The organism is Mucilaginibacter ginsenosidivorax, from assembly GCF_007971525.1.
GTDB classification, from domain to species: domain Bacteria; phylum Bacteroidota; class Bacteroidia; order Sphingobacteriales; family Sphingobacteriaceae; genus Mucilaginibacter; species Mucilaginibacter ginsenosidivorax.
Genome location: NZ_CP042437.1, coordinates 3,212,873 through 3,238,697 on the forward strand (window position 1 = coordinate 3,212,873; position 25,825 = coordinate 3,238,697).

20 protein-coding genes are annotated in these 25,825 nt (G+C 38.0%); 8 read left to right on the top strand and 12 right to left on the bottom strand.

The genetic code is table 11. The features are described from left to right. Positions 1-7: 7 nt before the first annotated feature. Complete coding sequence (locus FSB76_RS13420; protein WP_147054094.1) at positions 8-562, bottom strand: hypothetical protein; 555 nt, start codon at positions 560-562, stop codon at positions 8-10. Positions 563-752: 190 nt separating this feature from the next. On the opposite strand from FSB76_RS13420, the gene FSB76_RS13425 reads away from it, so the two are divergent. The 3 genes from FSB76_RS13425 to FSB76_RS13435 all read left to right on the top strand — a co-directional run bounded on the left by FSB76_RS13425 (position 753) and on the right by FSB76_RS13435 (position 2,909). After that, on the top strand, positions 753-1,682 hold the full coding sequence (locus tag FSB76_RS13425) for a 2-hydroxyacid dehydrogenase (protein WP_147054096.1): 930 nt from the start codon (positions 753-755) through the stop codon (positions 1,680-1,682). 275 nt (positions 1,683-1,957) lie between these two features. Beyond that, positions 1,958-2,431: a transcription elongation factor GreA gene (gene greA, locus FSB76_RS13430; protein ID WP_147054098.1), complete on the top strand. Its 474-nt coding sequence runs from the start codon at positions 1,958-1,960 to the stop codon at positions 2,429-2,431. Positions 2,432-2,519: 88 nt separating this feature from the next. Beyond that, complete coding sequence (locus FSB76_RS13435; protein ID WP_147054100.1) at positions 2,520-2,909, top strand: HIT family protein; 390 nt, start codon at positions 2,520-2,522, stop codon at positions 2,907-2,909. A gap of 107 nt (positions 2,910-3,016) precedes the next feature. On the opposite strand, the gene FSB76_RS13440 is transcribed toward FSB76_RS13435, so the two are convergent. From FSB76_RS13440 to FSB76_RS13465, 6 genes are all read right to left on the bottom strand, one after another. Beyond that, a complete protein-coding gene (locus FSB76_RS13440) occupies positions 3,017-3,841 on the bottom strand; it encodes a universal stress protein (protein WP_147054102.1) in 825 nt (274 codons plus the stop codon). A 218-nt stretch (positions 3,842-4,059) separates the two neighbouring features. Then, positions 4,060-4,512 (bottom strand): pyridoxamine 5'-phosphate oxidase family protein, encoded by a 453-nt coding sequence (locus tag FSB76_RS13445; protein WP_147054104.1) that lies wholly within the window; start codon positions 4,510-4,512, stop codon positions 4,060-4,062. 697 nt (positions 4,513-5,209) lie between these two features. Next, positions 5,210-5,791 (bottom strand): DUF6939 family protein, encoded by a 582-nt coding sequence (locus FSB76_RS13450; RefSeq protein WP_147054106.1) that lies wholly within the window; start codon positions 5,789-5,791, stop codon positions 5,210-5,212. Beyond that, positions 5,792-6,880 (bottom strand): DarT ssDNA thymidine ADP-ribosyltransferase family protein, encoded by a 1,089-nt coding sequence (locus FSB76_RS13455; protein WP_147054108.1) that lies wholly within the window; start codon positions 6,878-6,880, stop codon positions 5,792-5,794. After that, entirely contained in the window at positions 6,873-7,568 is a 696-nt protein-coding gene (locus FSB76_RS13460) for a hypothetical protein (RefSeq protein WP_147054110.1), read from the bottom strand. The genes FSB76_RS13455 and FSB76_RS13460 overlap by 8 nt, the downstream gene beginning before the upstream one ends. A gap of 24 nt (positions 7,569-7,592) precedes the next feature. Then, positions 7,593-8,876 (bottom strand): hypothetical protein, encoded by a 1,284-nt coding sequence (locus tag FSB76_RS13465; RefSeq protein WP_147054112.1) that lies wholly within the window; start codon positions 8,874-8,876, stop codon positions 7,593-7,595. 383 nt (positions 8,877-9,259) lie between these two features. Here FSB76_RS13465 and FSB76_RS13470 point away from each other — a divergent pair, with 383 nt between their 5' ends. Together FSB76_RS13470 and FSB76_RS13475 are read left to right on the top strand one after the other, a co-directional pair. Further along, on the top strand, positions 9,260-12,565 hold the full coding sequence (locus tag FSB76_RS13470; protein ID WP_147054114.1) for a helicase-related protein: 3,306 nt from the start codon (positions 9,260-9,262) through the stop codon (positions 12,563-12,565). A 7-nt stretch (positions 12,566-12,572) separates the two neighbouring features. Beyond that, positions 12,573-16,016, top strand: a complete 3,444-nt coding sequence (locus FSB76_RS13475; protein ID WP_147054117.1) for an Eco57I restriction-modification methylase domain-containing protein — start codon at positions 12,573-12,575, stop codon at positions 16,014-16,016. 6 nt (positions 16,017-16,022) lie between these two features. Here the strand turns inward: FSB76_RS13475 and FSB76_RS13480 are convergent, their stop codons facing one another. After that, entirely contained in the window at positions 16,023-17,360 is a 1,338-nt protein-coding gene (locus FSB76_RS13480; RefSeq protein WP_317131374.1) for an Eco57I restriction-modification methylase domain-containing protein, read from the bottom strand. A gap of 103 nt (positions 17,361-17,463) precedes the next feature. Here FSB76_RS13480 and FSB76_RS13485 point away from each other — a divergent pair, with 103 nt between their 5' ends. From FSB76_RS13485 to FSB76_RS13495, 3 genes are read left to right on the top strand one after another with little or no spacing between them, the layout of a single operon-like run. Next, complete coding sequence (locus tag FSB76_RS13485) at positions 17,464-18,087, top strand: master DNA invertase Mpi family serine-type recombinase (RefSeq protein WP_147054121.1); 624 nt, start codon at positions 17,464-17,466, stop codon at positions 18,085-18,087. Then, positions 18,068-20,221, top strand: coding sequence for an AAA family ATPase (locus FSB76_RS13490; protein WP_147054123.1), 2,154 nt, complete (start codon positions 18,068-18,070; stop codon positions 20,219-20,221). The genes FSB76_RS13485 and FSB76_RS13490 overlap by 20 nt, the downstream gene beginning before the upstream one ends. 3 nt (positions 20,222-20,224) lie before the next feature. Beyond that, the gene (locus FSB76_RS13495) at positions 20,225-21,562 is read left to right on the top strand and encodes an McrC family protein (protein ID WP_147054125.1); all 1,338 of its coding nucleotides are present in this window, start codon (positions 20,225-20,227) and stop codon (positions 21,560-21,562) included. Positions 21,563-21,621: 59 nt separating this feature from the next. On the opposite strand, the gene FSB76_RS13500 is transcribed toward FSB76_RS13495, so the two are convergent. From FSB76_RS13500 to FSB76_RS13515, 4 genes are read right to left on the bottom strand one after another with little or no spacing between them, the layout of a single operon-like run. After that, a complete protein-coding gene (locus FSB76_RS13500; RefSeq protein ID WP_147054127.1) occupies positions 21,622-22,089 on the bottom strand; it encodes a hypothetical protein in 468 nt (155 codons plus the stop codon). 11 nt (positions 22,090-22,100) lie between these two features. Then, positions 22,101-24,239, bottom strand: a complete 2,139-nt coding sequence (locus FSB76_RS13505; RefSeq protein WP_147054129.1) for a coiled-coil domain-containing protein — start codon at positions 24,237-24,239, stop codon at positions 22,101-22,103. A 1-nt stretch (position 24,240) separates the two neighbouring features. Next, on the bottom strand, positions 24,241-24,699 hold the full coding sequence (locus FSB76_RS13510; RefSeq protein ID WP_147054131.1) for a hypothetical protein: 459 nt from the start codon (positions 24,697-24,699) through the stop codon (positions 24,241-24,243). A 1-nt stretch (position 24,700) separates the two neighbouring features. Next, positions 24,701-25,825: a serine protease family protein gene (locus FSB76_RS13515; RefSeq protein ID WP_147054133.1), complete on the bottom strand. Its 1,125-nt coding sequence runs from the start codon at positions 25,823-25,825 to the stop codon at positions 24,701-24,703.

Here is a 25,825-nt window from a genome sequence, read left to right on the forward strand (position 1 = left end):
CATAGTATCAATTCACCTGTATCACCATTGGCAAGCCTTGCATTTCCTTAACCGATTTTGCCATCCGTTTAATAAACAAGTAGTTGGTTGTTCCTCCAATAACAGCGCCAACAACCGGCACCAACCTTTCGGCAGTGCGTACGCCCAGGTTGAGGATTATTTTTTCGGCTACGCTTTCCATCATGGTTTTGCTGAGGGCAATTCCGGTTTCTACTTTAAAAGATATAGCTACAAGTTTCATAAACTCATCAAACCCCATCTGGTAGCTGCCCCTGTTATGGTACATAATAGCCATGGTAACCCTGAATTGCTGGGTTATCAGGTTAAGCACATCAACAGGCATGCCTATCACCATGGTTAAAACACCGCCGCTTCCCGATATAGCACCGCTGCCGGCAGCCATAATTGCGCACTGGTTTATAAATTTATCAAGGCCCATTTTGTCGACACCCTTTTTTACATTCAATTGGTCGATATGATCAAACACCTGCTTAAACCCATCGTGCGATAATTGTTCGGAATAGTGTTTTATATCGGTGCCTATTTGCTTTAATGATTTCATTTTAATTGATTTATGTAGTAAAGGGCAAGCCCTTGTATATTGTTACGCTATTCGCGTGCCAGTTTATAAAGCCTGTAAAAATGGCGGGAATAGGTAGTTGTTTTGTAATTAAGTTACCCCGCAGATAGTTAACCATATAAGTATCATGGTTGTTTAGTAAATTTGTGGTTCATAAAAATTTTAAGCCCAGTTGAAAAATAACATTCTTATTGTTGATGATGTACACCCCATATTTATGGATCAGGCCGAAGCCAAGGGTTATACATGCGATTACAGGCCAACCATAAAAACCGAAGAAGCTTTACAAATTATAGGCAATTACGCGGGGCTGGTTATCCGCTCAAAATTCCAGGTAAGCAGGCAAGTTTTTGATTTGGCCACAAACCTGCAATTTGTGGCCCGCGCAGGTGCCGGGATGGACAATATTGACGAGGCTTACGCCGCCCAAAAGGGAATTAAACTGATTAACGCGCCCGAAGGCAACTCCGATGCTGTTGGCGAACATGCCATAGGATTATTGCTATCATTAATGAATAATTTTAACCGGGGCGATGCCGAGATCAGGAATGGCAAATGGGAGCGGGAGGGCAACCGCGGTTACGAACTGAAAGGAAAAACTGTGGGCATTATTGGCTACGGCCATATGGGGCATAGCTTTGCCCGTAAGCTTTCGGGTTTCCAGGTTGATGTAATTGCTTACGATAAGTACAAAACCGGCTTCAGCGACCGTTATGCGCGCGAAGTAAGCATGGAGCAAATAGTAAAACTAAGCGATGTGCTAAGCATACACGTACCGCTTACATCAGAAACCAATGGGTTGATTGATGACGAATACCTGTTTCACTTTAAAAAGCCGATATTTTTTATCAACACCTCCAGGGGAAAAACCGCAAAAGTAAGCAGCGTGCTAAAAGCCATTAAAGAAGGCAAAATATTGGGTGCAGGATTAGATGTGCTTGAAGTGGAAAAATTCCCTACCCTGGCCGAGCAGGCCTGGTACGATGAGCTGCGCCAAAGCGGCAAGGTTATTCTTAGCCCCCACGTTGCCGGCTGGACGTTTGATTCGTACCGGAAGATAAGTGAAGTGATGGCTGAAAAATTGGTTAAATTGGTTGATTAGGTGAGTGGTTGATTGAGTTAGATTAAGTTGAATAGTCTACTATGAAAGGTGCAAAAACATAATCAACCTAATCTAACTCAATCAACCACTCACCCCTCAAATAAATTTGCATATTAAAACTTAAATCACTTATCTTCGTTTAATACTAAACAAGACTATGTAGGCATGGCCCATATAGTCTTGTTTGTTTTTATAGTCGTTGCGTCCTTCTTAAAAAAGGGAGGGCGGTTTTTTTTGGACAACCAATAGGATAAACAATAATTAATTTACGTGTTATGGCAGAGGTATCATACTTTACCAAAGATGGTTTAGAAAAACTAAAAGAAGAATTACAAAGGTTAAAAACAACCGGCCGCTCGGATATATCAAAACAAATTGCTGAAGCGCGCGATAAAGGCGATTTGTCTGAAAATGCCGAATACGATGCTGCCAAGGAAGCCCAGGGCTTGCACGAGGCTAAAATAGCTCAGATGCAGGAAACACTGGCAAATGCCCGCCTGCTTGATGAATCTAAACTGGATACATCAAAAGTATTGGCACTATCTATCGTTAAAATCAAAAACCTTAAAAACGGCGCCACCATGAGTTACCAGCTGGTAGCCGAAAGCGAGGCTGATATGAAAGCCGGTAAAATTTCGGTGGCATCGCCCATAGCCAAAGGCCTTTTAGGCAAAAGAGTAGGCGAAAAAATTGAGATCACCGTACCCGCAGGTAAAATTGAATTTGAAATACTGGAAGTAAGCCGGTAGTTATTGGTTGATTAGGTGAGTGGTTGATTGAGTTAGCCGTCCGTAAACTTAATCAACCACTCACCTAATCAACATAATCAACCCCAAAATGAGCATCTTTTCAAAAATTATAGCAGGCGAGATTCCGGCACATGTTGTTGCCGAGAGTAATGAGTTTTTAGCTTTTTTAGATATCAGCCCACTGGCCGAAGGGCATGTGCTGGTGATTCCGAAAAAAGAAGTTGATTACATTTTTGACCTGGATGATGAAACTTATACCGGGTTACAAATATTTGCTAAAATTGTAGCGACCGCAATTAAAAAAGCCATACCATGCAAAAAGGTAGGGGTAGCAGTTATCGGCCTCGAGGTACCGCATGCGCACATCCACCTTATTCCCCTGAACCGGGTTGACGATCTTAATTTTTCAAGGCCCAAACTAAGTTTTAGCGCCGAAGAGTTGAGTATTACAAAAGATAAGATCAAATCAGCTTTTTAAATATTGACTGCATGATCTGAAAAAAACTTAAACGGGCATTGCTTAAAGCAATGCCCGTTTTATTTGAACCCTGAAAGCAAAAGCATCCATGATGCCCCCGGCTTTGGTTAATAAGGAAATATCAGCAATGGTATTGAAATATGCCCCGGCAGCGCTTCGGTCAAATAATCCCCAATGATTTCTTTAAAATGATAACGGTGGTTAACAAGCACCAGCACATCGTTATGCATCCCGTTAATTATCACATCAACGGCCTTGTGGATATCTTTTTCCCTGATGTTGTTAAAGCCAACCGGGTAACTATGTATATGGTTTCCAACCTGTTCGGTAAACAGCCGCTGTCCATAATTTTCCTCAATATCCGGAATTCCTTTAGCCGACAAATGCGCTACAGCTACGCTGGCCTGCATGGGTTCGGCCAGTTGAACAAGGTATTTTACAACGGCAGCGCGGCAATACCGTAAATCGGCCATATAGGTTATATGTTGTATGTTTTTTAATGTCCAGTTTTCGGGCACTATCAGCAGCGGACACTGCACTTTATTTAATACACTTTGGAGGTTTAGTAAAGGTTGTCGAGGCCCATTTTGCAACGTGGTACCGCTTCCGCTTACCATTAGCCAAATATTTCTTTTGATTATCATAGCGGCCAATTGCGTAGTATCAAATCCCACGATATCCTCAGCTGATATTTCGGGCCGGTAAGCCCCCGCATCATGGCTAAGCTCATTCAGCAATTTTACTATAGGTTCCCTGGCAATCAACAACGATTGTTCAGTATGATGCCCGGCCATCACTTTTGCCATCGTGTTAACCTTATAGGTGTTGGCCACTAAAATATTGGCTTTTACCGCCTGCGCAATTGCAAATGCCAGTTTTGATGCGTGCGCCGCAGAGGCTGAGCCATCATTAATTACAATAATTGTTTTCATGGTATCGGGGTTATAATTTTCTGTCGTAAATTTCACAAACGCTTTTCACAGGAAACATGATGCTGGTCACTCTATAAATTGCTTATGATCACTTACTTACAACCATTGTTATAATATCAACGGATAAAAAACTATTCTGGTAAAATGCAGCAAGAAAATCATCGGGAGATGGCGCCGATAACACAGATCGGGCCCTGGTAAAACGGCATCACCGATTGTCAGTTTTTTTCGAACCGGCCGGTTATTTTATCAAGGTTGATCTTGTAAATAATCAATTCAACTTTTTCACCCACATCGCTGTCGTTTTCGGTTATCCCATGCGAAGGATGATTAGCCGGGTGGTTGGCCAGGGGCATTATCCGATGTATAAGGCCCTGCATCAGGCGAGCTTTTTCGTCTATATCGGTCACTTCTTCAAAACGCCCCCAGGCGACAACGCTTTTCCAGCTGAATATGCTTTGGATGTCATCAACTTCAAAACACACCTCCGGGTTCTGTCGCATCATTTCAATCTTTTTGCCATATGCCGAATGGCTGTAGATATATGGCGCACTATAAAAGTAATTTATCGGGACAATATAAGTAGTACCGCCGGCATGGCATGCTAAACGACCGGTAACCTGCTGTTTCAGCAAACTTTCAATCTGTATGTCTGTAAGTACCCCCAACATGATTTTAAATTTAAACGTTGATTAGTAACGTCAAAAGTATGCTCCGGCTACAGGTTAAAAAATGATCATTTTATCGTTTAAAAGTGATGCTCGTCACGAAACAATGACTGAAGGCGAGGTACTGGAAAAAATATGGCTCAATCAAAATAATTGATTTAACCTGGCGCACTTTTCCACAATCCGGTTCGCTTTGGAGGGGCTTAAAACCCAAAAAGCCTTTAAATCATATGATTTAAAGGCTTTTTAACATTTTTTAAATGTTTTCAGCGGAATGGACGGGACATGAACCATGCCCTTATATTGTTGAATTTCAATGTTTTTACTTTCTAAAAACCTGGTGCTCACCAGATGCTCACCTATTTTTTGCAACTGATTGAGTGCAAATGGGTTACGTCAAAGCTATGAAAAAGTATGTTTTGATGCAATTTTATTCGCCGAATTTTTAAAACTACTGTTTAAAAACTGATTATACCCTTCTCTGATTTTAATCAGAAGTTACTCGATTTTATTAATATCTGCTTATCCGGCAGATTGCTTTTTGAGTAGATGCTCTTAATCATTTTCTGGCGACAGCGTAAACGCTTTGACACTTACATCACTCTTAATTATAAAAAGCAAAACCGTTAAAGGCACAAGTACGCCACGTCTTTGCCTACACTGCAACTGCCGCGGTTGAGGTTATAAACTCGCAATCAATTCAGAATAAAAGATTAGGAATTGATTTTTTTAAAGTAATAGCAGGTGTTTTCTTTTCAAGGTATCGTTTTACCAAACCGGCATGGGATAAGGGCTTTTCTAAGTTTTCAATTTCGATATTGGTTTCATAGTCCAGGAAAACTAAATCCTTTTGCAGAGCTAATTGTGTTAGCTTTCCTAACAATGTTTGTAGCTTATGATCTAATACCCAGGCATACGTTTTTAAATAAATTTTTTTTCTGGCCTCCTGATAGTCGAGCAGCTCTGTTCCGTAAACGCCTTTTCGATGTCCGCATACCCGCCCGTTTTTTCTAACGGAGCGTTTTATGTTCTTCATGTCTTCAATCATAAATTTAGTGGTATCAATATCCTGATCTTCAAAAACTTTCAGGCCTTGCCATATTCCTTCAACGCTTTTCGCGAACGCATCGCAAAATGGAACGGGTATGTCTCCATGGGGATAGAACGGGCTAAATTGTTTGTACTCATCTATGCCCGATGACGTAAAATCTAGTATTATCGCTTCCGGGTATTTCTGAACTAATCCCTGCATTTTTTTTCGTTTGCTTTCAATAAAGATCATCTATAAGTTTTTTATGTAAGCAATCGGGATTTTTTCGAATACAAGCACTTCAGCCTGAAAAGCATCATAATGAGACCTATCACCATATTGAGGCGTCCGTTGCGTTAATGCATAATTTATCCGGGTAAAATCTGCAACAGACTCGCCAATCATCGCGTCTTTTCGGGTTGCATTCATATTGCTGAATTTTGTACCATTCCAATAAATGATCTCAGGATCTATTTCTAAAAATACAGGATTTTTAACAGTCCCGTCCCCGATCACCCGATTTAGCATAGGGTGTTTTTGGCAAAATGAAGTTCTAACATAATTTTCGAGTTTTTTGCGACTGTCCAAATCCCTTGATAGCGAATTGCCGCCGGGTGCGGGAATTAAAATTTCGTTTTCTTCGCAATATTTCCAAGAGTAAAGATAGCCGTGTTGAAGGATGGAATCAATATTACTTCGGTCTGTAAAATGATACAACTTGTAAATGCCGTTCTTTTTAATGATGATGTTAAAGGCCTCCGCATCAGTTTTGTAAATTACCTTTTCCTTCGGCTGGGCTCGTAACAGTTCAATTTCGGCATCCTGTTGTCTCAGGAAATCAGGCAGATTGTGCTCGTTTTCCAGCACTTTTTCCAGAAATGCAGTAATGTCGGCTGCGATCTCATCTGTCAGAGCCTGAAATTGATTTAACTTCGTTTTATTACGCAGTACAAAGACAGAATCTACGCTGGAAAATAAATATCTGAAGTATTGCAGCAGTTCATCAATCCTACCAGCATAAAGATCATTCAGCCATGAAAACTCTGGGGAGGATATTTTGAGCGTCAGATGGTAGTAAGCGTTTTCCTCATTTAATTCTGCCGGGATGTAAGCGTAGGTGGATTTCGGAACGAACTTTATCTCATAGTCGATATGAGGGCTTAATGCCTGATCCTGAAATATATTATCGTAGATGCCGATAAGTTCCCGGACATTAACCTGCTTGTCTTTCTGTTCATAATTAAGTAACAGTGATTTGATTTCAGCGACGTTCCCGAGAAGCCGCTCAAGCGTTCTGATATACTCCGCGTGTGCATCGGGACCGATAACTTTTTCAGACATAATAAATAATCTCCAGCCGCCTGTTTGGCATCTTTAATATAAATTTTTCGATTTGATCAAATCTGTTAACAGTAATTTGAAAAGCATAATCAGGATCTTCCCCAGCATATTCCAACTGGTTGCCGTTTCGGCGCGATAGCCTGGCACTTTTCGCAGACAAGGTTGGTTCGATACTAATCATCGCCCTTCTTTTTTCATCTGTAAAATTGACGATTACCTTACGATCGGCAATGGAGTTGTTTACCATTAAATTGTTCTCATACCTTTCGTGGCGAACGGAATCAAAAATGCACATGTCGGATTCCACGTTATCTATCGCTCTGCCATGTGTTCTGAAAAAATACTCCCTCAGAAAATCCCACATACCAGCCCATGAGATATTTTGGACGATCATAAATGACGCTGTAGTAACATGGTTTTGAGTATAGTCCTGCGGAAAAAGCCGCGCAGTATAATTTGTAAACCACAGTGCGATATCATGAAAACGCATATTGGCGTTAACATAATTTTGTAGCTGGTTAATATCGTGATGAGATGATATTTGCTGCCTGTGATTTTCCAGGATGAGCAGACAGGCCACGTTGATGGTTTCTGTTTCTACATCCTGTAAGATCAGATTTCCTTTCTTTTGCTGCAGATCAGCTAAAGATTCATACAGCTTTTGTTCGGCTATTTGTTGTGTCAGCATTTGCGAATCAATAAGTTGATAAGTTTATATTATTTCTTCAAACTCAGGTTGTCCTTTAACGGCGTTAGGTAAATACTGCCAGTAACCAATCGGTATATCAAGTACATTTTTTACCCGTTGAAAATAAGCCGTTTCCCGTACTGATAAAAACGATGGTGCAACGATGATCAGTTTTTTTATTTTCAGGCCGCTATACCAGCAGCCATAATCGAGTAATTGACCGAGGGCCTCCCTAATATTTTTTCGGGCGAGCCCGGAGGTTTTTATCTCAAGTATCGTTATTTCTTTTGCGTGATGAATGAGTACTACATCGGCAATATTATCACCAAAGCGGGTTTTTTCAATTGATATGTTTTTGTTGCTGCGTGCAAATTGCGGTCTTAAATACTGCTCTAATGCGGTAGAAATATCACTGTGAATTCTTTGGATTACACGGACGGACGGACTAGTAACCCGCTGATGCCCTCCGCTGTTTCGGGCCACACCAGGATTAAAAACGAAATCATCTTCGGGCAACACACCATCTATGAGTAACTGCAGTTCATCATCGACGATATAAGGTAAAAAACGGTTATACTGATGGCCGTCAAGTGCGGGAGCTGGCAACATGACTTCAAAAAGTTCTTCACCGGTTAGGCGAAAACGAACGTTTGGCAGTAATCCGTAATTATCCAAACCATTTTCATCTGCATCAACGTCGTGTAATTCAACTTTCACATCCTCGAAGTGATGCCTGTATAATTTTTCAGCTATACGCATAATATCAGGCTTAGCTTTGATGACTTCCAGATCGTTGATTTGTCCGACTAAAAAACGCTCCTTGGTTTCCTGGTTTAAGCTGAATAACCATGCTTTTGGAACCAATATTACATCGGTTGCAAGATCACTTACGCCTCTTATGAATCCATATTGATACCCGTCGATGATGTAACGCGGGTTGAACAGCCATTCCTCGCCACCGAAACCATATTGATTCTCAAAGGCTATGTTGGAATTTCCCTGATTGGCTTTACGCCACTTGTGCTTAATGGGAAACTGCCATCCGGTGGTATTCCAGGTTAAGCGAAACAATCGGTCAACTTCGTTGGCTGAAGTTTTTAAAACAATACGCCCATCAATCCTTTCAAATAAATGACCGTAATTGTTCACACGTGCGCTGATTTGGCTCGGGGTTGGAAACTGGTTGTCGGATGGCCGGTGCCATATACGTTTTTTTGCAATCGCAGCCGCGATCTCGGTGGTGGTGAGCGGGCTAGCCGCATTGGTTAACAAGGAGGCTATTACATCTTGCAGATCGGGTTGTGACATGGTAAAAAAGGTTAATGGTATGCTAATTAACCTTTTAATTTTTATAAAACAAAAAAAGCAGGCAGGTACAGTCTATTTTATACTGTATCCGATATTGTTCCTGCTTCATAGCTCTTTCAATCCTCTGGCTTCTCTCTCGTATCTGCCATTCTAACTATCCTTGGCTCAAATTTGGCTAATACCTCCACCAAACGGGTTTCTCTATTTGCCTTTATTCTATATTTACATGATGATTAAGAATAATAGCTATATGTTAATAACATATAACAGTTACCCTTAATATATAAATAGTATGATGTTTTATATCCTTATTATTGTTGTAGCTTTCGATACAACTAAGAATTAGGATCAGAATCATAGCCATTAATCAACCTTTTATATTGATGTCAGCCAAGTTTTTTACTAACCGAGAGGAAAAAAGTTTATTCAAGAAGTTTAAAGGAGCCATAGATCATATGGCTGATATTTACGCGTTCCATGCTGTTGTTGGTTATTTTAGGGCTTCTGGATATTTCCCCATTCGCGAACATTTACACAAAGTACCGGAAGTTAAAATATTAGTTGGCATAGACGTAGATCAAATTAGTGCGGAAGCCAAGCGTAGGGGTCTATTATTTTTTGGAGATCCGGACCGTACTCGTGAAGAGTTTGTTAAATTAATGCGCCAGGATATTCGTGAAGCTGAATATGCTAAAGAAGTTGAAGATGGTATCCTGCAATTTATGGAGGATGTTATTGATAAAAAGATTCATATTAAAATACATAAAACTAAAAAGCTCCACGCCAAAATATATGTCTTTTTACCAAAAAAATTCAATGAATACAGTGGTGGAGAGGTGATTACTGGCTCATCTAACCTAACAGATGCCGGGTTAGGAATAAAGAATGAAGGCAATTACGAGTTTAATGTTGCATTAAGAGATTATGAAGAGGTCGCATTTGCCGAAATGGAATTTCAAAAACTATGGAGCGAAGGAGAAGAGATTCTACCAATTGACATAAATCGTATTAAAGAAGGAAGCCACATTGGACAGTTATATAAACCGTTTGAAATTTACATTAAGTTACTTATAGAATATTTTGGAAAAAACATTGAATATGATCCCGACTCAGTTGGAGATCTTCCCAAGAACTTTAAGAAATTAACTTATCAGATTGATGCTGTCAATCAGGGATATAGTATGTTGTTGGAACATAATGGTTTTATGCTGGCTGATGTGGTTGGTCTAGGCAAGACAATTATTGCAACGTTAGTTGCTAAACGCTTCCTTATTGCAAATGGGACAATAAATACAAAAATACTGATAGTATACCCACCTCATTTGGAACAGAATTGGAAAAGTACTTTTAGCCAATTTGGTCTTGATAAACATGTTCGCTATATAAGTAATGGGAGCTTACATAAAATAATTGAACATAAAAATGATGATTATTGGCCCAAAGAAGATTACGATTTAATATTGGTTGACGAGGCTCATAAATTCAGGAATCATAAAGCCCAAATGTTCCAACAGCTTCAGCTTATCTGTAAAACACCACGCTCTGTTGAAGGAAATGTATTAGGATTACGAAAAAAGGTGATCTTAATTTCGGCAACACCCTTAAATAACCGGCCCGAAGATATTTATTATCAACTTCAATTATTTACTGATGCCCGGAAGTCTACCTTGCCGGTTACAAACCTGCAAAGTTTTTTTGCGCCGCTAATTAGGAAATATAAGGAAGTATTATCGGCAGCAAAAGTAACAGGTAAACCGGATATTAATGAACTAAGGAAAATCTATGGGATCATTCGCGAAAAAGTATTGCAACCTATTACTGTGCGGCGCACCCGAAAAGATGTAGAGTCGTATGGAGATTACAAAAAGGACCTTGATGAACAGGGCATTAGATTTCCAGCAATAAATCCCCCAATTTCTATTGAGTATGAACTTGGGCCTGAGCTAGGGCCAGTATTTGTTAGCACTATTGATTACCTTGTAGATAAGATTGCTTATTACAGATACCGGGCAATAGAATATCTTTTGCCCGAGATTCAAAAGAAGTATTATACACAAGCAGAAACAGCGTCGAAAACGCTTGCATTCATTATGATGACCCAATTGGTGAAGCGGTTAGAAAGCTCTTTCGATGCTTTTAAAATATCATTGGATCGCTTCCATCTCTCCACGGTTCGTATGATAGAAATGTTTGATAAAGGGAAAATTTATGTTGCGCCTGATGCTCAAATCAATGATTTGATGAACAAGGGTTGGGATGAAGAAAGGATAGATGAATACATTCTTGAACTTTCTATAGAAAATCCTAAGAATCAAATATTTGTGCCTGAAGATTTTGATGATAAATTTTTAGTGTTTCTAAAAGAAGATCTTGTAAATATTGATGCCATATGTAAAGAATGGAAAAAGATACATCTCGATCCAAAGTTGGGTGTGTTTAAAAAATTATTAACTCAGGAACTTTTACGCAAAGACTATAATCCATCCGGTAAGCTGGTGATTTTTACAGAATCAAAAGACACTGCAAAATACTTATTTAAGGAATTTAGCCAATGGGGATATGAACAGCAAACACTGATGATTTCGGCTGAAAATCGCAAATCTATGCAAAGTCGGATTCTAAGTAATTTTGATGCTAATTTGCCAGGCAAACAAACCGATGATATTAAATACCTAATTACTACTGAAGTATTGGCAGAGGGTATTAACCTACACAGGGCAAATATTTTAGTTAATTACGATACGCCATGGAATGCCACACGGCTAATGCAGCGAATAGGTAGGGTTAATCGAATAGGTAGCACTGCGGAAGTTATTTATAACTACTCGTTTTACCCAAGCCGAGAAAGTGATGCGTTAATAAGTTTATACAACAACGCGTACATAAAATTACAGGGATTCCATTCCGCTTATGGCGAAGATGCACAAGTATACACTCGCGAGGAAGTGTTAGAACAGGTTACTTTACACATTAAGGGCTTGCCAGAAGAAGAAGATAAACGCTTAAAATATCTTGAATTTATTCGCGATTTTAGGAATAAAAACGAAAAAGAGTTTAAACGTATAGCGCGATTACCTCTGCGTGCACGGACCGCACGGGATACGCAGCAAGCTGATAGAAAAAACATGAAAGGCCAAACCTTGGTGTTTTTAAAATCGGATTATAAAATGGATTTTTTTAAGGTTGCCGATAAGAAAATTGAACCTTTAAGTTTTGTAGAAGCCGCCGAGATATTTGAAGCCAAACCTAATGAACTTGCTGCTGACGAGTTGGCATCTTATCATCACACACAGGTACAAATGGCTGTGAAAAAATTCGAAGAGGATTTGCTTACACAATCTTCCGATGCTTTATCCGGTCCACATGCCGATGCCAAAACAAACCAGGCTAAAAAGTTTATACGGGAAGAAAAGGCTAACAGTACGGATGAGAAATTCAGAAAAGCCTGCGAATTGCTTTATGCCCTACTTGAAACGGGTACTTATACTAATTTGGCGGCCGAAATAAACCAGGTGCGCCTAAAATGCGATAAAAACCAAATGCCAGTAGCAAAGGCGCATAACTTATTATTAACCTACGCGGTAAAATATGGCCATCAGGTCAATAATGACGACGACGAGCAGCCCGAATTACCTGTAACAATTACCGATAAACCTGCTATTATAATTTCAGAAACCTTCACCTTATAAGTCACATATGTTAAATACAGAACAGCTTCGGCCTATTTTAGAGAATAAATACAACCGCGATGATTGGTACAAAATTCTGAGGCAAAACTTTAATGTAGATGTATTAAGAGATAATCCTCCTCCAATAATAGCAGTTACAGGAAATGAATTTAATGCCATTGCCTATGAACTAGGCGAATTTGATACTACAGATGGATTTAAAGTTGGTATCTATGAGGTTGATGTACCTGGAGTTAAGCAGATCTATCGCAATAAAGTTGGTTTACGCAAATTGCTTCAAAACGTTTATACCACCACCGTTGACGCTGCATTAATAGTTTTCACCCAAGGCGATAAGTGGCGGTTTAGCTATGTTAGTGAAGTAACAACACGTAATCCTGATACCGGAATACGTGAAAGCATTAAAACAGATGCTAAGCGTTATACCTACCTTTTTGGAAAAAACGAAAAAGCTAAAACAGCTGCCGACCGTTTTTCAAACATTCAACAGGGAGATATTATAGGTGGTAAGGGCACAACCCTGAAAGGCCTTCAGGATACCTTTAACGTTGAAAAAATGTCAAAAGAGTTTTTTGACAAATATCGCAAACATTACGGCGCGTTCTTAAGCTATTTGATTGGTGAAAATGAGGATGGTAAAGTTTTAGGCACCCCTTCTGCTCAATTCAAAACAATTTTTAACGCTGACGATAAAAAGGCACGCGACTTTGTAAAGAAGATGCTAGGCCGTATTGTTTTTTTATATTTTTTGGAAAAGAAAGGCTGGCTGGGGGTACCGGAATATGAAAGTTGGGGCAAAGGCGATCCTGATTTTTTAAGAAATCTTTTTAACGAAAGCAAAGATCAAGCAGGGTTTTATCCATTGGTATTGGAGCCTTTGTTTCATAATACGTTGAATGAAATACGTGATGGAGATTTTTTTGCAATAGACGACTCCTTATTTTACACAACAAGATATAGTAAACTTAAAATCCCATTTTTAAATGGCGGTTTATTTGAGGCGGAAACATACAATACAGATTTTCTTGTTTTCCCGGCCGATCTATTTAAAGATTTATTCACCTTTTTCGATCGATATAACTTTACTGTTCATGAAGACAGTCCTGAAGAACATACGGTAGCTGTTGATCCGGAAATGTTAGGTCACATTTTTGAAAATCTATTAGAGGACAATAAAGACAAGGGTGCTTTTTATACCCCTAAAGAAATAGTACATTATATGTGTCAGGAAAGCCTAATTGAGTACCTCTACACTAGATGTAAAACCGACCTTGATGAAGAATTGCGTGATGGGCTTGATCGGCTTATAAAGAACCAAGAATTAAGCGGCATCGCAGGCTATGAAGAAGCAATATTGGTTGCATTACGCGATGTAAAGATATGCGACCCCGCGATAGGCTCCGGAGCTTTCCCGATGGGTATTTTATTGGAAATTTTCCACGCGATTGAAACACTGCATTATGCTATTGAAGATACAACAGAACGTGTATGGTCGCTAAAAGGTGGATGGAATCCGGCTCAAGTGAAACTTGATATTATCCAAGGAAGTATTTATGGTGTCGATATTGAACCAGGTGCTGTCGATATTGCACGTTTACGATTTTGGTTAAGTTTGGTAGTTGATGAGGAGACGCCTCAACCACTGCCGAATCTTGATTATAAGATAGTTGTTGGCAATAGTTTGATTAGCAAACTAGGAGATACCGTTATTGACATTGATTGGAATATTAATGGAGGAACACAAACGGATGTTTTTGGTAATGAAAGTGTGTTTAAACGACTTGAATTGCTAAAGGCGATATCAAACAAACAGAAAAAATATTTTCACCCTTTTAATACAAGTAAAAAGCAATTGGGTAAAGAAATACGCAATTTGAAAATAGATATTATCATTAATCAGTTAGAATTAATGATAAACACAAAAGGGATATTATCCAAGCCGCCCCAAAACAGTAAAAAGTTCGTGCAACTCACGGAGTTATATGTTCTAACTCAAAGTTGGAAAAACAATATTAATGAACTGAGAAAACTTAAAGAAAATGATGAATTACCATTAAATTTTTTTGATTGGAAATTGGACTTTCCAGAAATACTAAATCCAATGTTAAAAGAAAATGGTGGTTTAAACACAACAGGGTTTGATATTGTAATTGGAAACCCACCTTATGTAAAAGTTCAAAACATAGACTACAGGGAAATTGATCTTTACAAAGAAAGATATCAAGTTGCTTATAAACGGTTAGATATTTCGAGTTTGTTTTTTGAACTAAGTGACAGCCTTGTCTCAGTTAATGGTAATTGCTTTTATATATCTTCTAATCAATTTTTAGTGGCGGAGTATGGAAGAAACTTGAGAGATTTTTTAACTAAAAAGTTGTGGGTAAAGAGCTGTGTCGATTTTGGTGGATTATCTGTATTTGAGAGTGCCGTTACCTATGTAAGTATATTTCATCTAAGCAAACAGGAAACATCAATACTTAAGTATTGCAAAGTCAGGGACTTACCTTTTGATCAATATAGTATAAGCTATGAAAAAATTAATTATCGAAATCTTAATACAGAAAAATGGAATATGTCTTCTGGTAGAAAAGAGATAATTATCTCCAAACTCAAAAATAATTTCAAAAAACTAATAAACTATGGAAAATGTAGTTACGGGATAGTTAGTGGCGCTGATAAAGTTTTTATAATGACAAAGGATCAAATTCAAACTTTAGGTATTGAAAGCGAGTGTTTATTGCCATTAATACGAGCCAATGATTGTGACAGATATTCAATAGTAAAAAATCATCTCTACATTTTATACCCATTTGAGCTCATAGAAAAACAAACTGTTTTACTTAGTTTGAATGCTATAAAAAATAAATATCCAGCCACTTATAAATACTTGATGTCAAATGAATTTCTACTAAAGAAGCGAAAGGATTCAAGAGAAACTTTTGAACATGTTGAAAACTGGTATACGTTAACAAGATTTGGCCAATTAGAAGTTTTCTCCCAAAATGAAAAAATCATATTCCCAGGCGAACAGCGGGCTATGAAATTTGGTATTAATCAAAATCAAGCAGGATACAGCGGAGCGAGGGTATTTGGTATATCATTAAAGTCGAACGTCGTTGATTTAAAGTACATTTTAGGAATACTTAATTCTAAACTAATTGAGTTTTTTATCCATAATACCTTCCCTTTAAAACAAGGAGGATACTACTCAATGTCATCTACCATGATTGACAATCTACCGATAGCAATATCAAAAAATACAAGTAAAGTAGCCGAAATTGTGAACAATATATTTTTAAAGAAGAGTGAAAAACTAGACACTACAAAATTAGAAACAGCAATTAACAATTTAACATATAGAATCTATGATTTAACTTTCGAAGAAGTATGTTTAATTGAACCTGAATTTTCATTGACCGAAAAAGAATATTATGATTTAAATGTGGATTAATTGCAGTTAGGCATTTTCAATAATGTCTATTTCTTGATCAGATAGGCAATATAATTGATACACAAGGTTGTCGATCTCATCTTCTAGTTCAATTGTAGACTCGCCATCGATCTTATTTGTTATGATTTTTTCAACCCTTTCAGAAATTCTTCGAGACATGTCGTCAGACAATGTAGGTATACCAAATGGTTCGATATAATTAGTTTTGAAATAATAGTAGTTATTGTTGTAAGGAGTACTTGTTTTTTTAATAAAGTAATAAAATAGTTTACTATTCAAAATACCGAGATAAGATTTCAAATTTAGATTGGAACCTTTTTTGTTTAAAATCATATAACCTCCGGCGTCAGCATAAAATTTTGAATTATCTAATGTAAAAGACGGCTTGTTCTGCAATTGAGGCGTAATAATTTTCTCATTTTCAAACAAATAAGACTCTCTGCTTCTATGTAGCGAAAACCAGTAATCTGCGTTTGTTTTATACTTTATTTTTTTTTCAGTCAGTTTTACTTTGAAATTTAAGATATAAGAATATGCAAGGGGGTAAAGAGTTTTTAATTGAATTTCCTCTATTACTTTAGTCTTACCATTTTCATTAGTATAATGGGGATAAAAAATATAAATATCTGATTGGCATTGCATATATCGTTGTATGTTTTCACCCTTCAATAGAGGTTTTACTACTCCTTTCTCAATTTTTATTTCTTCTTTCAATGCATTTGAAAATCCATAAAAAAAGTCTCCTTTAATTTCGCCTTTCAGAACTTGAATATCATCTCCCATGGGAATTATTCCTTGAAAAACTCCTTGGAAGATTTCTGATACTTTTTTATGTTGAGCTATTTTATTAATAATTGGGTTGGAGTCATTATCGAGAGAAAAATTGAAGTTGAAATCTGAATTATATAATTTTTCAGAATAAACTAATGAGTTTAAATCTTTTGATTTTGGTATGGCAAAACTTAATTTGGTTGAAGATTCCTTAAATAAAAACACACCGGTGTAAGTAGTTGCAGTTTCAAATAACTGTTCGACTCCGAAATAAATAGCCTTCATTATAGCTGTCCGTTTTAGTAAAAAACTTCTTAAGCCTTCACCATATTCGGAAATTAGAAATCGATGCGGATTAATAAATATTATGCAGCCACCTTTTTTCAAAAGAGAAAATGAATTTTCAATAAAAAGAACATATAAATCATATTTACCAGTTGTTGATACAAATTTACTTTTAAACCAAGTGGTGAGATTCTTTGGTATACTTTGAACTTTTATATAAGGTGGGTTTCCAATTACAATATCGAACCCTGTTGTGTTTAAACCACCGATTGTTTTATATAATAACAGTAAGTGTAAATACTGCTTTTTTTATACATAAATTACCTACTTTATATTGACTTTTCGTTTAATTTAATCAACTTATTTGACTATTTAATTAAACGAAAAGTATATGATTTACGGTTACATTAGGGTAAGCACAGACAAACAAACAGTAGAGAACCAACGCTATGAAGTAAATAAATTTTGTGAGAAAAGCACTTTAGCTGTTGACAAATGGATTGAAGAAACCATCTCAGGAGCCAAAAAGGTTAAAGATAGAAAGCTAGGTTCGTTACTAAAGAAAATGAAAACAGGGGATATACTCATTTGTTCCGAACTATCAAGATTAGGTAGAAATCTACTTATGATTATGGGCGTCTTAAATGAGTGCATGAACAGAGATATTCAGGTTTGGACGATTAAAGATAACTATAGGTTAGGTAGTGATATTAATTCTAAAGTATTAGCATTTGCCTTTGGCCTTTCTGCTGAAATCGAAAGGAATCTCATTTCTCAAAGAACGAAAGAAGCTTTAGCAAGAAAGAAAGCAGAAGGTATAATTTTAGGACGTCCTATTGGTAGCAAATCATCTTCAACTAAACTTACCGGTCAAGAAAAGAAGATAAAAGACTTATTGGAAAAAAAGGTGTCTTATAGCGCTATAGGCCGCATTTTGGGAGTTCACAGAATAACGGTATCTTCATTCGTTAAAGAATCTAAGCAATTATCACATAATGAGTCGTTACGAACTTAAAACTCAATTTCTAGAGACATGGCCACTTAGCCGCCTTCAAAATCTGCAATTAGATGAATATACTAATCTTGACAGATCAACTTCATTTTGTTACTGGCTTGAAAAAAGAACAGAAGAATTAGGTAGCATCTGGGGTGGCTCATCATATAAGTTTGGGATATACCGAAAAAGTAGTCAAGAAACGGATACCCGTACCAATTACAAAACAGATGGCACCTATGCGTGGCATTCCAAATATGGCAATGATGCTTACAGTGCATTTCTTGAGATTAAGAAGTTAATTGTTGCAATAGCAGCAGATGCCTTACAAAACCATTTAGAATCTATAGACGAGATGGATTTGGGTTATGCTTATAAGTGGAAGATTGCCTTTTTATATAGTAATTATCAGGTCATTAACATCTTCAAGCCGGAAGCTTTATTAATAGCTGCTCGGGCCAAAGGAATGCCTGCCGGTAACGCCCCTATTTCAGTAGCCCATAAATATCTAGTAGACAATAAGCCGGTCAATCAAGATTATTTTGAATACACTGATGACTTATGGGCTTTGACTGGCGATAAACCAGACCCTCCGACTGAAACAAATAAATCACAAAATGCAATGTCATTAAATACGATTTTATATGGGCCACCCGGTACGGGTAAAACATATCACACCATTAATAGGGCTATTGCAATCACAAATCCCGATTTTGTGTTTATTGATAAAACCAGAAAAGAGATTAAAGATGAATATCAGCGATTATACGCAGATGGCCAGATAGCTTTTACAACTTTTCATCAAAGTTTGGGATATGAAGACTTTATTGAGGGCATTAAACCAATATTGGTGGAACCTGCAGATGAATTAGAAGTGCTTAATAAAACAATAAATTATAAAATTGAACCTGGGATATTTTTTGAGATTTGCAAAAAAGCGCGCTACAAACCCGATGTACAAATTAAACGTTTCCAGATTAGCAAAGAGGAATTTAATAAAACAGCCTTCTTTAAAATATCGCTAGGAAATACACTTTTATCGGAGGATGATGAAATATATGATTATTGTATAAAAAATAGCTGCATAGCTTTAGGCTGGGGAGGTAGCACCGATTACAGTAACCTGAATGAAGCAGAAACAAAGAAGAAAGCGATAGCGATTGAAAAAAGCGGCTATGCGATAACTGCTATCAATCATTTTATCAACTATTTAAAAAAAGGCAATTACGTTTTAGTATCTAACGGGAATAATAGTTGTAGAGCGATAGGAAAAGTAACTGGCGATTATTATTTCAAGGAAACTGATGAAATTGACTATTACCAATTTAGGAAAGTAGAATGGTTAGTAAAAGACGTAGATATTCCCGTATCAGAAATCTATCATAAGTCGTTCTCTCAGCAAAGCATATATAAACTAGATAATCAAAATATTAAACTCGATTTTTTCGTAAAGAGTGCAGAAGAAATAAAGAAAGAAGCGTCGGTTAAACCTAAGAATTATGTATTAATCATAGATGAAATTAACCGTGGTAATGTGTCGCAAATTTTTGGTGAACTCATCACCTTAATTGAAGATGATAAACGTGAAGGTTGTGCAGAAGCCCTAGAAGTGATGCTTCCCTACTCAAAGAAGAGCTTCTCTGTTCCTCCTAACCTCTATATTATTGGCACTATGAATACAGCAGATAGAAGCGTTGAGGCGTTGGATACTGCCTTACGCAGACGTTTTAGCTTTATAGAGATGCTGCCGCAGGAAGATAACCCAGACATAAAGGACATTAAAGACATCAACTTAAAAGATGTTTTAAAAAGCATTAATAGACGCTTGGAGACATTATTATCCCGGGATCATATGATAGGTCATTCATTTTTTTTGAATATCAATGATAGTGATAAACTTCATAATGCTTTCTACAACAAAATTATCCCTCAATTACAAGAATACTTTTTTGGAGACTACGGCAAAATTGGATTGATTTTGGGTAAAGGCTTTATCACCTCGGTTACCGATGTTCCCAAATTTGCAGATTTTGAATACGATGACAAAGATATTTTACTGGAAAAAAAAGTTTACAGGATCAACAACTTTATAGGTGAAGATCAGCAAATGGACGAAGATAGATTTTTATCAGCTGTCAAAGCAATCGTAAACTAACTTATGAAAACGCTCAAAGTTTTTGAACACCAAACGATAACTATAGGCCAACCTCTAATTTTTTATAAAGGGCAAAAACCAGAACACGAGCCATTAGACAAGAAGTATGTTGACGCCTTATGGAAACTGTATGATTCAAAGAAGAGGCCATTTTTTAAACCGACGCGTAATGGCGTTTGCTTTAATGAATACGTTGGTGTTGTAAAAGTATTAAATCTTACTATCGAAATTTTGCCGAAAGCTGATAATCGCCGAGCGAATTTTGATGATCTTCGAGCAATACAGCAAGAGGAAAATAAATGGCAAAGCATATTAATTGATATGTTGAAAGTATGCTATTTAATAAATACGCCGTCCATATCAGATGCACATCTAAAAACCCATAGTAATAGTATACTTGATCTTTATATTGAACGATTTATCATTGAAGTAAATACCTTGATAAGGCAAGGGCTAATTAAAAGGTACCGAAAAGTCGAGGGCAATTGTAATAACCTTAAAGGAAAACTTCTTATTGGAAAGCATATTCAAAAAAACTTGGTTCACCAGGAACGCTTTTATGTAGCCCAAATACAGTTTGATAAAAATCATTTATTGCATAAAATCCTTGCTAAAGCTATAGATATATTACCAAGCTTATGTAGTAGCAGGGTGTTATTATCTGAATGTTGTAGTTTAGGATTGAATTTCCCCGAGGTTGACGATATCAAAATAACAGAAAGCTTGTTTGACAAACTTAGTTTCGATCGAAAATCAGAGCCCTATCAGGTTGCTATTCAAATTGCAAAAATGTTATTGCTAAATTATCGCCCTGATTTGTGTGCTGGTACAAATAATTCTATCGCCATTCTTTTCAATATGAATCAGTTATGGGAAGAATACATATACAGAATACTACAAAAAAGCAAGCCGGATAGCGTAAAAATGATCTATAACCAAAAATCTACTTGCTTTTGGGAGGTGAATGGATCTCGGCGATATTTGAAACCTGATATCGTTATTGAATCAATGAATTCCGAAAAAATAGTGATAGATACAAAATGGAAAAATATTAATAACGATCCGTCTAAGATAAGTATGGACGATTTGAGGCAAATGTATGCCTATCATCATTTCTTTGAAGCTAAACAATGTTTTTTGCTTTATCCTGGAAGTGCCGAACCTATTAAAAATGGTGTTTTTTATAATAAATATTTCTTTGGAACAGAAGAGCCTGCATCAAAACATTGTGGCTTAATTATTTCCAAAGCATGGAATGAAAGTATGACAAATGGTAAAACATTTTTAAATACCGCCTTAGCTATTGAGGTGTATCAATCATTAGGTTTATTAAATATATAAGAACAATTTAAACTATCTCAATCTTCGCATTGAAATCGACGTACATTTGAATCATTATTTTAAGGATAATAATTCAATAAGGTTTTTAAAAAAGCATTAGCCTGTTCAAAGTTATCTACCTGACCGTCGATAAAGCGCATGTCCTTTTCGCCGTGAAACAGGTTATTACGCAGGCGGTAAACAATGATTGTTAGAGCTAAAACAATATTGGCTGTCGAGCTGGCAGGATCCTCCAGTACTTGTCTGACATATGCCTGGCGGTCATTCGGCCGGAAATTTAAATGCTCGAAGCGGTTCAGTGCTACCGCATCGCCAGTATAACGGTTGCGGAAGTAGTCGTAGCAGGTCTGGAACTCGGCTTGCTGGAATTGGTTTTGGCTCAAAGACACTTCGGCTGTATTAATAGTGAATCGCATGCCGCCGACCTGTCGCTCGAATATGTTCCAGATTAGTGAGAAGTCTTTAATGCTCTCTAGGCCGTTAGGGTCGAGATTGACATTTAATTTTTGATTGATCCAGTTAATCATCGGTATGTACTTTAAGATAATCTTACAATACTTTTGCCGTCGTTAGGTAAACGGAATATATGGTAATCTTCGTTCACTATTAATTTTGATAACAAGGCGTCTAAGTCAAGTTTATCTATTGGTTTGTCATTTTCTGTGATCAATACTTTTTGGACTGATGTTAAAATAATGACCTGTCGATTTTTGATTGCCGCAGCTTTTTCGAACAAAGTCTGCAAGTTTTGACTGCGTATCGAATGTTGCCCCGGTTCATCAAGTAATAACAAACCCGGATGATTTTTTCCGGCGACAAGCAGGCTCAGCGAATAGGCCCACATAGTCCGAACAAAATCAGATGCTGATGAATTTGTTTTGATGGATTGCGGCAGTTCACTTTCTGAGTTAAATTTAAATACAGGAAAATACTTGAAAGGTTCGTTTAACTGGATGAAAATATTATAAGCCTGGTTACTGTCGTAACCCATCGGAAAAAGGTACTGATTTTTGAAAATGGATTCAAAATCGGTCAGTGTTTTCCGATCTTCGGCCACCCTGGTTTCCAGCTTGCCTTTTTTAATTAGTAAAACTTGGTACTCAGCTGCAATTTCACCTAAGCCGAGTATGTAACGGTCAAATCGCATTTCTGCATAGCGTAGATCGTTTACTTCTTTTTCCAAACGTACCCGGTTAAGGCTGTCTACATCGGAGTAATCCCGATCATCTTCGATAAGTTCACGTAGGATTACTTTTATTTCTTCTTCTAATTTGCGCTGTTTATTAAGATAATATTTGCGCATCAGTTCCTTCTCATCGATGATCGTTCGTAAACTATTGATCGAACTTTTCATCATGCCCTGTTGCCCGCTTAGGTAGGAAATATTTTGGTCAAGTGTGTATTTTTCAATAGTTACGCCTTCTGCTTTCATGAGATCGTCCGAAACAGTTTGATGGCAAGTTGGGCACTGATCAAATACATCTGTAATCAACTTAGACTCTTCGATCACATTTTTAATACCCTTTTGCGCAACCAACTCTCTACTGACATTGCCTAAATGCTTGGTAATATTTTCATGCTGTGATTTCTGGAGATTAAGGGTGGTATCAAACTCTTCATATTGTTTCATGAAGTCAATTTGCTGCCCGTATAAAATCTCTAATTTTTCGCGAATGTGCTCTTTGTTTTCGCCAACCTTTTTTACTGGTAATTGCATCAACTCAGACAATTTGGTTTCCTGCTTTCCCAGCAGAGATTTGAGTGTTCTTTCACGTTGCTCTTCTTCATCTCTTACCATTAAGGCAACGATCTTCAGGCTGTCCTGATCTGGTGTTACATTTTCCGGTAATTCCCGGACATGACCGTTCAATTCGGCAGCCAGGCCATCTAGGCGTGCAACAGTCTGTTCCCACTTTTTTGTTAATCGTGTTTCTTCGCGCTCGATATCGTCTCTTTCGGTCGAAATGGCTAGCTCTTTAAGATTTAATAGAAACTCGATCACTTTTTCCTTTGCGCGGTTAATGCCATAAAAAGGCATTGTTGCCAAAAACTCTGACCAGCCTTTGGTTTGCTCGATCAGCAACGCTGAAAAGATGGATTGGAGGTAGAGTGGGCTTCTGCCTTTACTGTTGACTACTTCCGGCAGATCAAGCCCAATGAATTCTGCCAGCCAATGGTAAAAACCATATTCATCTGTATTATTATTATAGTTACGGATAAAAAGAGCCTGAACTTCCGTTTCATTAGTGATGTCGGCAATGGATGATCTAAACACGCGTGCCTTCTTTGTCCTCAGATCCCCGGATTTATCAAATTCACCGGAATTTATTAACCGAACAATGGTTGCTATTTCGCCACGATCGTTTTCGATTTCCAAAGCGATACGCGATCTGGATACCCGATGGGCGATGATATCGCCGGTTACCGGATCGGTCGTTTCAAATTCTGTTTTTAATGCTTTGCCAAGTGCTTTTTCGTTCATCGCACCGAGTTCCAGTAATTCCTCCATGCCCAACGCATAGTAAATGCTCGAACCAATCGTGGATTTACCTCTTGAGTTTTGCCCTGCAATGATATTCAACCCTGAATAAAAAGGGATATCAAAACCATATTTCTCTGTGTTGTCGATCGTACCCGCAGGCAGGATAACCAGTCTTAATCTTCTTAATTTGATCATCTTAGTATAACTCCCATTTTTTATTAACGGCCGCAATTAAGCTTTGTGGCACAACCCCGATATCTTTCACCCGACCTATATCTTCAGCGAAAAGTTCAAGCGCTTCAAGTTTGGTAAGGAATTCCAAACCCTTTTCTTTTATTTCGATTTGCAGATCGGCAGCCCGGATAGTGCGACTGCAAAAATCATTGATCACGGCCAATGTGATGACTTGATCCAGTGCAGGTTCAAATACCCAGGGTACTATTGAGTCCCGTGTCTTTGTTTTAATTGCGGTAAGGATTTGCTGGTTCTCATTAGAGCGTAACGCCCACATATAGAGGTGAAGTTTAAGAAATGTCGCCGCGTACGGTTTCGCGCAGCCATAACGAAGCACAGCCAGCAACATGACGATCTTATAAATTGGCTGATAACGAAGCGGTACCGGAATAGCCTTTATGTCAAGTTTTACGTCAATCATATTACTCTGTAAAATCAAATGAACAATTCATGAGCCACCAGGTAACTTTATGTCGTGCAAGTTCCAGGGTTATCTTATTGCTTTTATCGCCAACCAGATCCTTAATGTGCGCTGCAAACTCATTCTCCAATTTTAACAGCAGATCTTTTGCAGCTCCAGTGTCTGCGACCGCACGGGTATAAGCTTCCTTAACGGCCTCCTCGAATGTTTCTGCTGTTGCTTCATATTCGGTAATCAGTGTGCTCCGGTCGCTGATCTGTCTGTTTTTATAATCTTGGTCCAAAAATCGAATGAGCCGGTTACGGGCATTTTCATCAGCTTTACCCTCATTTGCAGATAATACACGGCTTTTACGGATCAGGTTATTAAAATGGTCATCATGTTGTGCAATCCAGTTTTGGACATCCTCATCGGTGATTTTCTTTTCAGCAGCCTTTTCCCATAATGAGATCTGGCCAATATCGCTAAGGTCAACCAGTTCCTTGGCCAGACAGGATTGCAAATTTTTGAGTTTGCAGCACTTGATATCGTCATTAAGCGCGATCTCGCCGATCACCTGTTTCAGGTGGCCCAGCAGGTAAACCTTATCAGCGCGAATAATATATACGCCGCTCCCCGATAAGCCTTTCGCTTTTTTTGCCCCGGCTTCGCCGAGTTGCTCAAAGCTTTTATCCTTAAGCGATATCTTAAACTCGTTGGGTGCAATATCGATGACAGTGGCCTCCCACGTACGGGGCTCATTACTGTTCACCCCCTGGTAACCCCGGAAATGCACAGGCTCGTGTGACAGGAATTCATCCCCGCAGAGAATGGCCATATAGTCACAGTCGATTTCGGGTTTTTCGATTTCCAGCAAAGCCCAATCCCCTGCTTTATCATCCCGAACTTTGCTTAATATTTTAATGGGTAAAAATTCCGAAGTATAATTATGCTGGTATTCGGCAATGATCTGTTCACAGGGCAGGCCGGCATATTCGCCCTTCTCACCATTGATACAATGTTCGGCAGTTAGGATATAATATTTGCCGTCATGGCAAACGATCACACCGCTGCCCTGGTTCACCAGCTCACCGTCAAACAAGATCTTGGTCCGGACACAGGATTTATGAAGTAAATTGTGAGGCAT